The 14,554-nt window shown below is 67.9% G+C and carries 13 protein-coding genes; 6 read left to right on the forward strand and 7 right to left on the reverse strand.

All coding sequences use genetic code 11. The features are described from left to right. Nucleotides 1-308: 308 nt before the first annotated feature. From H5U26_RS14670 to H5U26_RS14680, 3 genes are all read right to left on the reverse strand, one after another. Nucleotides 309-968: a response regulator transcription factor gene (locus tag H5U26_RS14670; RefSeq protein ID WP_290621019.1), complete on the reverse strand. Its 660-nt coding sequence runs from the start codon at nucleotides 966-968 to the stop codon at nucleotides 309-311. Between the two features lie 66 nt (nucleotides 969-1,034). After that, on the reverse strand, nucleotides 1,035-2,411 hold the full coding sequence (locus tag H5U26_RS14675) for an HlyD family type I secretion periplasmic adaptor subunit (RefSeq protein ID WP_290621021.1): 1,377 nt from the start codon (nucleotides 2,409-2,411) through the stop codon (nucleotides 1,035-1,037). Further along, nucleotides 2,408-4,582, reverse strand: a complete 2,175-nt coding sequence (locus H5U26_RS14680; RefSeq protein WP_290621023.1) for a type I secretion system permease/ATPase — start codon at nucleotides 4,580-4,582, stop codon at nucleotides 2,408-2,410. The genes H5U26_RS14675 and H5U26_RS14680 overlap by 4 nt, the downstream gene beginning before the upstream one ends. 146 nt (nucleotides 4,583-4,728) lie before the next feature. Here H5U26_RS14680 and H5U26_RS14685 point away from each other — a divergent pair, with 146 nt between their 5' ends. Both H5U26_RS14685 and H5U26_RS14690 read left to right on the forward strand, forming a co-directional pair. Next, nucleotides 4,729-5,472, forward strand: a complete 744-nt coding sequence (locus H5U26_RS14685) for a transglutaminase-like cysteine peptidase (RefSeq protein ID WP_290621025.1) — start codon at nucleotides 4,729-4,731, stop codon at nucleotides 5,470-5,472. Continuing rightward, on the forward strand, nucleotides 5,469-7,412 hold the full coding sequence (locus H5U26_RS14690; protein WP_290621027.1) for an EAL domain-containing protein: 1,944 nt from the start codon (nucleotides 5,469-5,471) through the stop codon (nucleotides 7,410-7,412). Before H5U26_RS14685 ends, H5U26_RS14690 begins: the two co-directional genes overlap by 4 nt. Before the next feature lie 167 nt (nucleotides 7,413-7,579). Here H5U26_RS14690 and H5U26_RS14695 read toward each other — a convergent pair whose 3' ends face one another. Together H5U26_RS14695 and def are read right to left on the reverse strand one after the other, a co-directional pair. Further along, a complete protein-coding gene (locus H5U26_RS14695; protein WP_290621029.1) occupies nucleotides 7,580-7,918 on the reverse strand; it encodes a hypothetical protein in 339 nt (112 codons plus the stop codon). Between the two features lie 61 nt (nucleotides 7,919-7,979). Continuing rightward, nucleotides 7,980-8,507, reverse strand: a complete 528-nt coding sequence (gene def, locus H5U26_RS14700) for a peptide deformylase (RefSeq protein ID WP_290621031.1) — start codon at nucleotides 8,505-8,507, stop codon at nucleotides 7,980-7,982. Nucleotides 8,508-8,660: 153 nt separating this feature from the next. On the opposite strand from def, the gene H5U26_RS14705 reads away from it, so the two are divergent. Next, the gene (locus H5U26_RS14705) at nucleotides 8,661-9,584 is read left to right on the forward strand and encodes a DMT family transporter (protein ID WP_290621033.1); all 924 of its coding nucleotides are present in this window, start codon (nucleotides 8,661-8,663) and stop codon (nucleotides 9,582-9,584) included. Between the two features lie 79 nt (nucleotides 9,585-9,663). Continuing rightward, nucleotides 9,664-10,659, forward strand: a complete 996-nt coding sequence (locus H5U26_RS14710) for an LLM class flavin-dependent oxidoreductase (RefSeq protein ID WP_290621035.1) — start codon at nucleotides 9,664-9,666, stop codon at nucleotides 10,657-10,659. Between the two features lie 15 nt (nucleotides 10,660-10,674). On the opposite strand, the gene H5U26_RS14715 is transcribed toward H5U26_RS14710, so the two are convergent. Both H5U26_RS14715 and H5U26_RS14720 read right to left on the reverse strand, forming a co-directional pair. Continuing rightward, on the reverse strand, nucleotides 10,675-11,697 hold the full coding sequence (locus H5U26_RS14715) for an ABC transporter permease (RefSeq protein ID WP_290621037.1): 1,023 nt from the start codon (nucleotides 11,695-11,697) through the stop codon (nucleotides 10,675-10,677). A 17-nt stretch (nucleotides 11,698-11,714) separates the two neighbouring features. Beyond that, nucleotides 11,715-12,596, reverse strand: a complete 882-nt coding sequence (locus tag H5U26_RS14720) for an ABC transporter ATP-binding protein (RefSeq protein WP_290621039.1) — start codon at nucleotides 12,594-12,596, stop codon at nucleotides 11,715-11,717. 90 nt (nucleotides 12,597-12,686) lie between these two features. Here H5U26_RS14720 and H5U26_RS14725 point away from each other — a divergent pair, with 90 nt between their 5' ends. Together H5U26_RS14725 and H5U26_RS14730 are read left to right on the forward strand one after the other, a co-directional pair. After that, complete coding sequence (locus tag H5U26_RS14725; protein WP_290621041.1) at nucleotides 12,687-12,884, forward strand: YdcH family protein; 198 nt, start codon at nucleotides 12,687-12,689, stop codon at nucleotides 12,882-12,884. A gap of 60 nt (nucleotides 12,885-12,944) precedes the next feature. After that, the gene (locus tag H5U26_RS14730; protein WP_290621043.1) at nucleotides 12,945-14,288 is read left to right on the forward strand and encodes an aromatic ring-hydroxylating dioxygenase subunit alpha; all 1,344 of its coding nucleotides are present in this window, start codon (nucleotides 12,945-12,947) and stop codon (nucleotides 14,286-14,288) included. Nucleotides 14,289-14,554: the final 266 nt, after the last annotated feature.

A 14,554-nucleotide genomic window follows, 5' to 3' on the forward strand; every position in this document is an offset into this window, starting at 1 on the left:
AAAACCCAAAAACACGCCCCTGGCCCGATCCGTTCCACCTTACCTGTGCAGGCTCAGGCCGCAGGGCCACCGCCTCGGATACTGTTCGAACTGAAGATCAGGGTGATGGCCGGCGGCTTATCTGACATTACAGGTTCAACAGACCGTAGCGCTTCCTCAGCCTGTCCAGCCATCGCTCCGGGGATCAGCCGGAGAACGTTCCCCCAGGGGGAGGAGGAGCGTCAAGACGTAAGTGGTTCCCAAGAGCACCGATCGCGGAAATCGCGGCGGCGGGAGCGCACGGCCGCGAGATGGCCTGCCGCGGGGCGTCAGTGCGGCCCTGTTCGTGCGGCGCTGGTGCGCTCGGCGCGGCCGGTGACCAGCAGGGCCAGCTGCAGGCGGCCGGGGATGCCCAACTTGCTGAACACGGCGCCCAGGTGGGCCTTGACGGTGCGCTCGGTGATGTCGAGGCGGCGCGCGATGATCTTGTTGCTGACGCCCTCGCCGACCAGCACGGCGATTTCGCGCTCGCGCGGGGTCAGCGCATCGAACGCCGCCGTGTCGATGTTCGAGGTGCTGCGAGGCGCGGCGCTGCTGACGACCATCTGCACCAGACGGTCGACAAGTTTGCGACCGGCCCAGACTTCGCCCGCCTGCACGGTGCTGATGACCTTTGCCAGAAGCCGGGGGTCGATATAGAGATTGCAATATCCGCGGGCGCCGGCACGCAGGGCCGCGATGCCCTCGTCCTCGTTCGGGCTGCGGCTCATGACCACCGTCCGGCAGCCGGCATGGCGGCCGATCAGGTCGGCCGCCCCGACCATGCCTTCGAGGCCGGCGAGCGCCAGATCCAGCAACAACAGTGGCGCCGGATGTGCCGCTAGCAAGGCCGTCAGCTCGACATTGTGCTGTGCCGATGCGGACCCGTCCGCCACGGCGCCGCTCCAGCGCTCCCGAACGGCAGGGTCACTGCTGGCCAGAATGATCATGCTGCCAAGTTACCGTTGTGAATCCGTGATGTCGTTATCGTCAAAGAACGCGCCCTGACGAGCCTCTCAACGCTCCCGAAGCGCCCGCTCCCTGGCACGGTTGATCGGCCGCAGCAAGTAGTGCAGCACGCTCTTGCGGCCGGTGAGCACGTCGACGGTGGCGGTCATGCCCGGAATTATCGGCAGGGATTCGCCATCCTTGACGTAGCCACGGTCCAGGGTGCGCACCCGGATCAGGAAGAAGCTGCGCTCGCCGCCCTTGTCGTCCTCCTGCGTGATGGAGTCGGCGCTGATGTGCTCCAGGGTCGCTTCCAGCGCACCGTAGATGGTGGAATCGTAGGCGGTGAGCTTGACCATGGCGCGCTGGCCGGGGTGCAGGAAAGCGATGTCCTGCGGCTTGACCTTGGCCTCGACCAGCAGACTGTCCTCCAGCGGCACGACTTCGACCAGGTCCATGCCCGGCTGCACCACGCCGCCGACCGTGGTCACTTTCAGGCGCTTGATGGTGCCGCGCACCGGCGAGCGCACCGAGGTGCGCGTGACCCGGTCCAGCGCCGCGGTGTTGTTCTGGACGGTGGCGCTCAGTTCCGCCTTGGCGTCGTTCAGCTGCCCCTGGGCCTCGGTGCGGAACTTGATCCTGACGTCCTCGATCTTGCCCACGCTTTCACTCAGGGCCGCGCGGGCGGCCGGCAGGCGCAGACGGATGCCGTCCAGGTCACCCCGGACTTCGTTGACCTGTCGCTTCAGGCGCAGCAGCTCGACCTCCGAGATCACGCCCTCGGCCGCCAGCGGCGCGGTGCGCGTGAGCTCCTCATTCAGCAAGGCGTAGCTGCGTTCGAGCTGACCCAGCCGGGATTGCATCTCGAACAGCTCCTGCTGGCGCTGGTCGCGCTGCTGTTCCAGGATTTGCACGCTGGAGGCCAGTTCCTGCTGGCGCGTGCGGTACAGGCGGCGTGCATCCTCGGCCAGCGCGGGTGCCTCTTTCTCGACCTCCGGCGGCACTTCGAGCGGTTTGCCCTCGGTCTCTGCCGTCAGGCGCGCCACCTGCGCCAGCAGCGACAGGTACTTCACGCGCCCTTCCTGATAGGAGGAGGCGAAACGCGTGTCGTCGATGCGCAGCAGGATCTGATCCTTGTCCACTATGTCGCCTTCGCGGACCAGGATTTCCTGCACGATGCCGCCTTCCAGGTTCTGCACGATCTGCACCTGGCTGGAAGGGATGACCTGCCCGTCGGCGTGGGTCACCTCGTCCACCTTGGCCAGGGCTGCCCACACCAGGGCAACCACCAGCAGCATGGTGACTGCCAGCAGGATCATGTGCCCGGCCGGATGGGCGGGATCCAGGTCCACGGCCGTGGTGTCGGCCATGTAGTCCAGATCGTCGCGGTCGACGTCCCGCCACAGCAGGCGCAGTTCCGCCCAGCGGCGGCGCAGGAAGTTCATGCCGGCCGCCCAGTCAGACGACCACCGCGCAGGGCTTCGAGCACCTGCTCCTTGGGCCCGTCGGCGACGATCCGCCCGCCGTCCATGACGATGACCCGCCCGACCAGCGACAGCAGCGAGGCACGGTGGGTCACCAGCAGCAGCGTGCGCCCATCCAGCAGCGGCAGCAGACGGTTCTTGAATTGCTCTTCGGAGGAGTTGTCCATGGAATTCGTCGGTTCGTCCATGATCAGCACCGGCGGTTCCAGCAGCAGGCCGCGGGCGATGGCCACCGCCTGGCGCTGACCGCCGGACAGGCCCTCGCCGCGCTCGCCGATCTGCTGCTCGAGACCGGCCGGATGGCGGGACACGAAACTCATCACGCCGGCCAGTTCCGCCGCGCGCAGGACCGTCTCGTCGTCGGCCTGCGGCGCCGCCAGGGCGATGTTGTCACGCAGGCTGCCGAAGAACAGCGTCACGTCCTGCGGCACATAGCCGATGTTGCGGCGCACGTCGGCCGGGTCGATCTGGCGCAGATCGATACCGTCCAGCAGCACCGCGCCTGCCGTCGGCTCGTACAGGCCCAGGATCAGTTTCTCGAGCGTGCTCTTGCCGGAGCCGATGCGGCCGATCACGGCCACCCGCTCGCCGGGCGCGATCTTGAGTGAAACATTATCCAGCGCCGCGATCTGCTGACCGGGGTACTTGAAACTGACGTTGCTGAACTCGATCGCGCCCTGCAGCACCGGTCGGTGCAGGAAATTGCGCTCGGGAGGGCGCTCGACCGGCAACTGCATGATCTGATTGACCGAGCGCAGCGCCGCCATCGACTGGTCGAAGCGCACCAGCAGCCCGGCGACCTGCGCCAGCGGCGCCAGCGCCCGGCCGGCCAGCATGACGCAGGCAATCAGGCCGCCGACGCTCAGTTCGCCCTCGATGATGCGATGCACGCCGTAGACCAGGATACCCACCGATGACAACTGCACGGCCAGCCCGGCCACGTTGATGACCGATGCCGACAGCAGCCGCGAGCGCATGCCAAGACGCGCCATGCTGGCGACCACCTGCTCCCAGCGGCGCTGGATAGGTCCGGCGGCGCCAACGCTGCGCAGGGTCTCGAAGCCAGTCAGCGTCTCGATCAGCGTGGCCTGCTTTTGCGAGGCCTGGCGCATGCTCTGCTGCACCAGGTCGCGCAGGCGCCCCTGCGCCCGCCAGCCATAGAGAATGACCAGCGGCATCAGCGCCAGGGGCACGAATACCAGCGGCCCGCCGATCCAGGCGATCACGGCCAGGAACAGCAGCGCGAACGGCAGGTCGATCAGCGTGGTCAGCGTGGCGGAAGTGATGAACTCGCGAAAGCTCTCGAACTCCGACAACTGATTGGCAAAGGCGCCGACCGAGCGCGGCCGGGCCTCCATGCGCAGCCCCATCACCTGCTCGAACAGGCGCGCCGACAGCGCCACGTCGAATTTCTTGCCGGCAACGTCCAGAAAATAGGCCCGCAGGGAACGCATCAGCACATCGAACAGCGCGATCACGGCCACGCCGATGGCCAGCACCCACAGGGTTTCGACCGCGCGGTTGGGCACCACCCGGTTGTAGACGTTCATGGTGAACAGCGGCATGGCCAGGGCGAACAGATTCACCAGAAACGCCGCCACCAGCACCTCGCCGTAGATCGGCCACAGCGTGTGCAGGGTGCCCCAGAACCAGTGCCCCGAGCGCGGCGCCCCGTGCTCGGCGCTGCGCTCGTCGAACACCGGCGCGGGCCGCACCAGCAGCGCACTGCCGGCGTACTGATCCAGCAGTTGCTGACGCGGCCAGATATCCTCGCCCATGCCGGTATCCGGATCGGCGATGCGCGCCGCGCCGTCGGCCTGCCAGCCCAGCAGCACCACGGCTCGCCGTTCGTGCAGCAGCAATACCACCGGCAACAGCGCGGCGTTGATGGCATCCAGCGGGCGACGCACCAGGCGGGCGTTGATGCCGGCGCGCGCCGCCGAGCGCGCGAACAGCGCTGGCGTCAGGCAGCCGTCCTGCAGCGGCAGACCGGCGGTCAGCGCCTGCGCGGACTTTGGCCGCTGGTGCAGGCGGGTCAGAAAGATCAGACAATCCAGCAGCGGGTCTTCGGGCCGCTGGGAATCGACCGCAGCGAGTGGCCAGGCTACCGCCGGCGGGGCTGAATTTTCCATGCAAGGCTCAAGGTTCGGGCGCAACGAACCGTAGACAATACACCAGCTGAAAGGCCGCACACGCCGGCCTGTGACACGGGTCACCGGCGTCACGGTCACTTTGGCGGACACTGGCCGGCCGCCGGAGCAGGTCACGGAAATTCCGCTTGCAAAGCCTACTGACCCACATTCGGCGAGCGACCGCAGCCGCGCGTCGCGGCGCGCACCGCAGCACCGGCCGTCGGCGCCGGGGCGCCGGGTTCGGTTTGCTGCTGGCGGTGTTGCTGCTGCCGGCCAATGCCGTCGGCCCGGCCTTCGACGCGGACACGCTGCGCGCCATCGAACGCCGCTACGGTCCGGCCGCGGCCCGGCGCGTGCTGGACTGGCGCCAGCTGATCGACACCGCCCGCGACCGGCCATTGCCGGCCAGGCTGCAGGCGGTGAACGACTTCTTCAACCAGCTACTGTTCGTGGATGACATCATCCATTGGCATAAAAGCGACTACTGGGCCACGCCGGTCGAATTTCTGGCCACCGACGGCGGTGATTGCGAGGACTTCGCGATCGCCAAATACTTCACCCTGCTCGAACTGGGCGTGCCCGAGTCACGCCTGCAGATCACCTACGTCAAGGCGCTGCGGCTGAACCAGGCGCACATGGTGCTGGCCTACTACGCCAACCCCGCCGCCGATCCGCTGGTGCTCGACAATCTGGTGCCGGATGTCCTGCCCGGTTCGTCGCGCGACGACCTTGTCCCCGTGTACAGTTTCAATGGCCAGGGCCTGTGGATTTCAAGGGCCCGCGGGCGCGGCAAGCGCGTCGGCGGCTCCGAGCGCCTGAGCCTGTGGCGGGACCTGATGACCCGCATGGAAACACCCGCCTCCGCCCCGACCCGCGAGACCGTCCGATGACCCTGCTGCGGCAACTGATTCTGGCCATCCTCGCCCTGCTGCTGCTGGTGTTCGTCGGCAGCGTCGCCATCAGCGTCGCCAACACGCGCCACTACCTGGACGCGCAGCTGCAATCGCATGCCCAGGACGCCGCCACGTCGCTGGGCCTGTCGCTGTCGACCAGCGCCGCCGAGGACGATCGCGCCACCATGGAGTCGATGGTCGACGCGCTGTTCGACAGTGGCTATTACCGCTCGATCCGCATCATCGACACCGGCGGCGCACCGCTGGTCGAGCGCGAGCAGCCGGTGCGTTTCGAGGACGTGCCGGCATGGTTCGTGCGCCTGATCCCGCTGGATACGCCGCTGGGCGAGGCCATGCTGATGTCCGGCTGGCGGCAACTGGGGCGGGTGCAGGTCACCAGCAATCCGGGCTACGCCTACCTCGAACTGTGGCGCACCACGTGCGCCTCGGTGGGCCTGTTCGCGCTGGTGGCAGCGCTGGCGGTGGCCTTGTCGGTGGTTGGTGTCAACATCATCCTGCGCCCGCTGCGCGCCACCGAGGCGCAGGCGGCGGCCATCGCCGATCGCGAATTCCCGGTCCAGGAACATCTGCCGCGCACGCGCGAGCTGCGCCGCGTGGTCGAGGCCATGAACCACATGTCGCGCAAGGTCCGGCAGATGTTGGACGAACAGATCGCGCTCGGCGAGCGCCTGCGCGAGAAGGCCTACCGCGACCCGGTCACCGGACTGGGCAACCGGGCCCTGTTCCAGCGCGACCTGGAGCATCTGCTGGACTCGACCGAGGAGCATTTTCGCGGCGTGCTGGCGCTGGTGCAGCTGCGCGATTTTCGCGACTACAACGAAAGCCATGGCTACAGCGCCGGCGACGAACTGCTGCGCCAGGCGGCGGCCGCCCTGCGCGAGGCCACGGCCCAGTTTCGGCCGCTGTGTCTGGCGCGCCTGGGCGGCGCCGATTTTGGCCTGCTGTTCCCGCGCAGCGGCGACGATGAAATTGCCGCCATCGGATCGGCCATGAGTCAGGCGCTGGCCAGCCTGCAGGAACGCGGCGTGATGCCCGACGGTGACGTGGGACACATCGGCATGGCCGTGCACACGGGCACCGACACCCCGTCCATGTTGCTGAGCCGTGCCGACGCTGCCCTGCGCCAGGCGCAGGCGACGACCGGCAACGCCTGGCAGCTGGCGCCGACCAGCGCGAGCCGTCAGCCGCGTCCGGCCATGACCTGGCGGACGCTGCTGAACGAATGCCTTGAGGGCGGCAAGCTGGCGCTGTTCGCGCAGCCGGTGCTGCGTCCCAACGATCCGCTCAAGGTGCTGCACACCGAAATTCTGGTGCGCCTGCCGACCGACGAAGGCCTGCTGCCGGCCGGCGGCTTCATGCCGATGGCCGAGCGCCTGGGCCTGGCCAGTGCCATTGACCGGGCGGTGATCACTGCCGTGCTGGCGCGGGTGCGCCCGTCCGACAACGCCCGGCATTTCGCGTTGAACCTGAGCCCGTCATCCCTGAGCGACCCGCGCTTTCGCAGTTGGTTGCTCGAAACGCTCGACCAACATCCGGTTCAGGCGGCCGACCTGACCTTCGAACTGCCCGAATACGGCGCCAGCCGGGACCTGCCGGCGCTGCGCGAGCTGGCGATCGGCCTGGCCAAGCGCGGCAGCGGGTTGGGGCTGGACCATTTTGGACGCGGCTTCAATCCGCTGGGCTACCTGGCCGGCCTGAAACTGCGCTATCTGAAGGTCGACGGCCGCTACATCCATGCGCTGGCGCACGATGCGGACAGTCGCTATTTCATCGCCACGCTGCGGGAAATCGCGCACGGGCTGGACTGCAAGATCATCGCCGAGGCGGTCGAGACCGAAGCACAGCTGGCCGCCGTCGTCGAGCTGCGCATGGACGGTGCGCAGGGTTACCACCTGACGGCGCCGCGGGCGCTGTAGGGAGGCGCTGAACACATCCACCGTGGATTTCCGGGCGGCCGCTACCGAAAAACCTTGTGGGAGCGCGGCTTTGCTGCGCGATGATCGCCCGGCATAGCCGGGCTTCTACAGCGCGATGACGCCCGGCACGGCGATGATCGCCCGGCGCGCCCGGGCTCCAGCGGGCGTCACAGAATCGCGTCGTCCTCGTCCACCATTGGGTTGATTTCGCCCAGCTGGGCGCGCAGGCGTTCGCGCAGCAGCAGTTTGCGCTGGGCGCCTTGCGGCAGGTCGGTGAACATGATCACGCCGGTTTCGGCCAACAGGCCGATCAGGTCCTCGACCACCCGCGCCAGGTCGATGTCGGTGGCCGCCAGGGCCTGCGCGGCGGCAGCCTCGCCACCGTTGCGCAACAGAAAATCCAGTACCTCGGGATGTTCGCCGGGCAGTGGTGGCTCGGTGCTGCCCTGCGGGCTGACGGAAACCCCGGTCACCCTGCCGTCGGCGCCGCGCTGCACATAGAACATGTCGGTAACCCCGTGCTCGGAATGACGGCCATGATACCGGTCGCCTGCAAGCCGCGACCGGTCAGACGCCCGTCGTCGCGTGCAGGATTTCCGGCTCGAAACCGAACTGGCGCAGGTCGCCAATTCGCTGCGGGTACAGCACGCCGTCAAGATGGTCGCACTCGTGCTGCACCACGCGGGCGTGAAAGCCACTGACCTCGCGCTCGATCAGGTGCCCACGCTCATCGAAGCCGTGATAGCGGATGGCACGTGGGCGCGGCACCAGGCCGCGCAGGCCGGGCACGCTGAGGCAGCCTTCCCAACCGTTTTCCAGGGTTGGGTCGACGACCTCGATAACGGGGTTGATGAGCACCGTGCGCGGCACCGGTTCGGCCTGCGGATAGCGCGGGTTGTGGGTCACGCCGAACACCACCACCCGCACCGACACGCCGATCTGTGGCGCCGCCAGGCCGGCCCCGTTGCAGGCGGCCATGGTGTCGAACATGTCCTCGAGCAGCATCGCGACCGCCGGGTCGCGCACGTCCGCCACCGGCTGCGCCACCTGCTGCAGCAATGGATGCCCCATGCGCAATACCTGCCTGATCGCCATTTGGTGCGCCTCCAACAAATTGCCAAGACGCAGCCAGCGTATCGCAGCCTGACCGGCAGGGCGCGTATACGGCAACGCCCAGCCGGACCATGACGAGCTGACCGACCCTGGCGGTATGACTAAACTGCCTGCCCGCCCCCTTGCCAGTCGACCATGTCGCCCACCCAGCGCACCCGCCTCTACGGCATGCTGTTCGCCCTGCTGGCGGCGTTCGGTTTTTCGTTCAAGGCGATCCTGGTCAAGCTGGCTTACGCCTGGCATCCGGTGGATGCGGTCACCCTGCTGGCGCTGCGCATGCTGTTTGCGCTGCCGTTTTTCGTCGCCATTGCCTGGCATGCGCGCGGCAGCGGCGAACGCACCCCCGTTGCTGCCACTGACTGGCTGCGCCTGACCTGGCTCGGCCTGACCGGTTATTACCTGGCCAGCATTCTGGACTTCTGGGGTCTGGGCTACATCAACGCCGGCCTAGAGCGGCTGATCCTGTTCCTGTACCCGACGCTGGTGGTGGTGCTGGGCGCCTGGCTTGGCCGCCGGCGCGTGGCACGGCGCGAAATATGGGCGCTGGCGCTGTCCTATGGCGGCATAGCGGTGGCGTTCGCCGCCGACCTGCACCTTGCCACCGACCGCGGCGCCCTGCTGCTGGGCAGCGCGCTGGTGTTCGGCTCGGCGGTCGCCTACGCGCTGTACCTGCTGGCCAGCGGCCCCACCATTGCCCGCGTCGGCGCCCGCCGCGCCGCCGCCTACGCCATGCTGATCTCGACCGGCTTTGTGCTGGCGCAGTTCGCCGCCACGCAACCGCTCGCGGCGCTGCGCCAACCGTGGCCGATCTACGGCCTGGCACTGGCGATGGCAATTTTCTCGACCGTGCTGCCGGGCGTCCTGCTGGCCGAGTCCATCAAACGGATCGGCGCCGGGCAGGTGGCCCTCATCGGCTCGGCCGGGCCGATCATTACCATTTACCTGGGCGTGGTGGTGCTCGGTGAACCGGCGACCGCCGCGCAGCTGCTCGGCGCGGCGCTGGTGCTCACCGGCGTGCTGATGGTGACCTTGCCGCGGCGCACCACGCCCGGCGCCTGACGCGGCCAGGTCGCGGCTGGACCGGCTTGGCAATTCAAGGCAAGGTCAGCAACCGGCACCGCACGATGGAGCACAGCACATGATTCCGTTTTCCGTTCTGGACCTGGCGCCGGTGACGGTCGGCAGCGACGCCGGGCAAGCGCTGCGCAACACGCTGGATCTGGCCCGGCACGCCGAACGCTGGGGCTTCAGGCGCTACTGGCTGGCGGAGCATCACGGCATGGCCGGCATTGCCAGCGCCGCCACCGCGGTGGTGATCGGCCAGGTGGCGGCCGCAACCACGCACATCCGGGTCGGCGCCGGCGGCATCATGCTGCCCAACCATGCGCCGCTGGTGATCGCCGAACAGTTCGGCACCCTGGCAGCGCTGTTTCCGGGCCGCATCGACCTCGGCCTGGGGCGCGCGCCGGGCACCGATCAGCTCACCGCCCGCGCCCTGCGCCGCAATCTGGCGGCCAGCGCAGAGGAATTCCCGCAGGATGTGATCGAGCTGATGGCCTACCTGGGGCCGCCCGATCCGACCCAGCCGGTGCGTGCCGTTCCCGGCGAGGGCACGCAGGTGCCGATCTGGATTCTGGGTTCCAGCCTGTTCGGTGCCCAGCTGGCGGCGGCGTTGGGGCTGCCGTTTGCCTTTGCCTCGCACTTTGCGCCGGCCCAGATGCAGCAGGCGATCGACCTGTATCGGGCGCAGTTTCGCCCGTCGCAGCAGCTGCAATCACCCTATGTGATGGTCGGCTACAACGTGTTTGCCGCCGACACGGACGCCGAGGCACAGCTGCTGGCCAGCTCCATGCAGCAGGCCTTCGTGGCGCTGCGCAGCGGTCGGCCCGGCAAGCTGCCGCCGCCGGCTCCGGGTTACCTGGACAGCCTGTCGCCGATGGAGCGCGCCATGCTGGAACAGGTGCTGTCGTGCAGCGCCATCGGGGCGCCGGACACCGTGCAGGCACGCATGGCGAGCTTCATCGAACAGGTGCGGCCGGATGAACTGATCATCACGTCGCAGATGTTCGACCACCCGGCGCGCCTGCATTCCTACGAGATCGTCGCCGCCGTTCACGCCGCGCTGAGCGCCTGACTGCGCTCGCTCTAATCAATCCGCACGCCAGCGAAAGATACGCGCCCCGATGGCCAGAAACACCAGCGTCATGGCGCTCATGGCGGCGATCTGGGGCGCCACCTCGCGCACCCCGGCGCCGTCCAGCATGATGGCCCGCGCCGCGCCGACCAGATGCGTCAGCGGAAATATGTCCGCCAGCTGCTGCAGCCACGGCTGGCTGCCCTCCATCGAGAACCACACGCCCGACAGCAGCATCATCGGCCAGGACAGAAAGTTCAGGATGCCGCCGGCCAGTTCCTCGCTGGTCACGAAAGCCGCCACCACGAAACCCATCGCGATCATCGCCAGCGCGCCCAGCGTTGTGACCAGCGCCAGCAGGGCGTGCGAGCCCTCCATGCGAAAACCGATCACCCAGTCGGTACCCACGTAGACCACCACCGTGATGGCCATGATCAGCAGCAGGCGCGAGGTCAGCTGCGCCAGGATGAACTCGATCGGCCGCACCGGCGTGGCGTTCAGGCGCTTCAGAAAGCCGCTCTTGCGGTAGCGCACCACCACATAGCCGACACCCCACAGGCACGAGAACATCATGTTCATGCCAAGGATGCCCGGCAGCAGGAAATCGATGTAACGGATCGGCCGGCCCGGCACCGCGCCATGCTCCAGCGGCGGGCCGCCGGCGGCCTTGAGCAGGCGCTCGAGCACGTAGCCCTTGGGCGATTCGGGGTTTACCCAGTAGCGCGGCGAGGCGCCCAGATCGAGCAGCATGTCCAGGCGATGGCGGCCGACCTTGGCCACCGCCGCCTCGCGCTGGTCAGCCGGCAGGGCGTAAAACTCGGCGTAACGGGTGGCCAGGAACGGGTGGGCGGTCAGCTCGACCGGCTCACCGGCGCCAATGACCGCCACCTTGAACAGCGGCCGCGGCGGGCCGCCAAAGATGATTGCCAATCCGGCCACCATCACCAGCGGGAACAACAGGTTCCAGCCCAGCGAGGCGCGGTCGCGCAGAAACTCCATGTTGCGGGCATGGGTCAGGGCGAGATAACGGCGCAGCACGGCAGGCACTCCAGCAGTCAGGCGCGCAGCTCGCGGCCGGTCAATTCCAGGAACAGGTCCTCGAGCGTGCGCTCGCGGATGCGCAGGTGGCGCAGGCTGGCGCCGGCACTTTCAAGCCCGCGCAGGGCGGCCGGGATGTCGCGCGTGGATACTTCCCACAGCTCGCCGGCATCCAGCAGCGGCATATCGAACTGCGCCGACGGCTGGAAGTCGGCCTTGGGCAGGGTCAGGATCACGTCCTCGAAATGTGCCGCCAGCAGCGCGGCCGGCGAACCCTGGGCGATGATCCGGCCGCGGTCCATGATGGCGATTTCGTCGCACAGCACGTAGGCCTCCTCCATGTAATGCGTGGTCAGCAGGATGGTCTTGCCCTGCGCCTTGATGTCCTGCACCAGCTTCCAGAAATTGCGCCGTGCCTGCGGATCCAGACCCGTCGTCGGTTCGTCCAGAAACACGATGGCCGGGTCGTTCACCAGCGCGATCGCCAGCAGCAGGCGCTGGCGCTGGCCGCCGGACAGCTTGCGGTTGTCGCGCTCGAGCAGGTCGCGCAACTGGCACAGATCGATCAACGTCTCCAGATCGGCCTGGCGGGGGTAGAGCCGGTGAAACAGCACCAGCGTCTCGCGCACGGTCAGGAAATCCTGCAAGGCGGTGGACTGGAACTGGATGCCCGCCTCGGCGCGGAACTGCGCGCCCTGCGCTTCGCCGCGGTACAGCACCTGGCCGGCGGTCGGCCGGCAGATGCCTTCCATCATCTCCACGGTGGTGGTCTTGCCGGCGCCGTTGGGACCCAACAGGCCAAAACAGGTGCCGGCGGCGACGCTGAAGCTCACGCCGGCCACCGCCTGCACGCCGGGGTATTCCTTGATCAGGTCACGGACTTCGAGGATGGCGCTCATGACGGCCTGGGCGGCTGGGACTGGACGGCCGCGCACGGTAGGTTTAGCGTGTCGGGACCGGCCGGATTATCACCGAAAGGAGCCTCGCCCATGTCCCAGCCCCGCACCAACGGTGCCCAGACCCTCGACGAAGCGCGCCGCCTGCACCGCCTGCTGGACGCCGAAATCGACCATGCCGAGACCGGCCCCGGCCAGGCCTCACCGCAAATAAAGGAACTCAAGCGTCGGCGTCTGGAACTGCGCGACCAGATCGTGCGCCTGGAGCAGGACGCGACGCGCCAAGCCTAGACTGTCAGAAGCCCAGCGGGCCACCAAGAGCCCGCGGTCCCATCCACAGGAGAAACTCACATGAACAAACCGCTCGAATTCCAGGCCGCGCCGCCACCCGCCACCTACCTGCGCGAAGACCCGGTCCACAAGCTGTTCGCGGTCGACCGGCGCATCTTCACCGACCCCGGCCTGTTCGAGCTCGAGCTGAAGCACATCTTCGAGGGCAGCTGGCTGTATCTGGCCCACGAGAGCCAGCTGCCGCGCCCCGGCGACTGGTTCACCACGCACATGGGCCGCCAGCCGGTGGTGCTGATGCGCGGCGCGGATGGGCAGATTCGCGGCTTCGTCAACGCCTGCGCCCACCGTGGCGCACAGCTGTGCCGCACCGCGCGGGGCAACTCCAAATTCCTGACCTGTCCCTACCACGGCTGGGTGTACGACACCCAGGGCCGCAACGTCGAGGTCAAGGACCACGCCAGCGGCGCCTACCCGCCGGCCTTCGCCGAACGCGCGCGCGATCTGACCGCCCTGCCGCGCCTGGAGAATTACCGCGGCTTCCTGTTCGGCTCGCTGAACGCGGATGTACCGACCCTCACGGAACACCTGGCCGCGGCCACCGGCGTCATCGATGCGCTGGTCGATCAATCCCCGGACGGCCTGGAAGTGCTGCGCGGCAGCACCAGCTACACCTTTCGCGGCAACTGGAAGGTTCACGCCGAGAACGGCCTTGACGGCTACCACGTCAGCACCGTGCACGCCAATTACATCGGCATGGTCACCCGGCGCGTGACGCAAGGCACGTCCGACCCGGTCAAGTCGATCGCCGACGACCGCATCATGCAGCAGGCCAGCGGCGCCTATGACCTGGGCAGCGGCCACATCCTGGCCTGGTCGGCGGTGTCGCAGCCGGAAAACCGGCCGCTGGCACGGCAGCGGCCGCGGCTGACGGAGCAATTCGGCCCCGCCAAGACCGCCTGGATGATCGACCGCATCCGCAACATGCTGCTGTTCCCGAACGTGTTCCTGATGGACCAGACCTCGACGCAAATCCGCGTGTTCCGGCCCATCGCCCCGGACCTGACCGAAGTCAGAATCTATTGCCTGGCGCCGCGCGGCGAGACGCCGGCCGCCCGCCAGCTACGCGTGCGCCAGTTCGAGGACTTCTTCAATGCCACCGGCATGGCCACGCCGGACGACCTGACCGAGTTCGAGGCCAGCCAGACCGGCTTTGCCGCCGCGCCGAGCACCGGCCTGCAGGAATACGCCCGTGGCGCCACCCGCGCGCAACCCGGCGCCGACGCACTCGCCGCCGGCCTTGGCATCCAGCCGGTGCAAAGCAGCCCGAGCTTTCAGGACGAAACCCACCTGCCGGCCATCTTCCGCGAATGGCTGCGCCTGTTGACGGCCGGTGCCGGAGCCTGAGCGCGGTCTTCGGTTCCGGTTCATGCGGGAAGCGCTTACGTCTTGACGCTCCTCCTCCCCCTGGGGGAACGTTCTCCGGCTGATCCCCGGAGCGATGGCTGGACAGGCTGAGGAACCGCTGCGGTCTGTTGAACCTGTAATTCAGATAAGCCGCCGGCCATCACCCTGATCTTCAGTTCGAACAGTATCCGAGGCGGTGGCCCTGCGGCCTGAGCCTGCACAGGTAAGGTGGAACGGATCGGGCCAGGGGCGTGTTTTTGGGTTTT

Source organism: Immundisolibacter sp. (assembly GCF_014359565.1).
Lineage (GTDB): Bacteria > Pseudomonadota > Gammaproteobacteria > Immundisolibacterales > Immundisolibacteraceae > Immundisolibacter.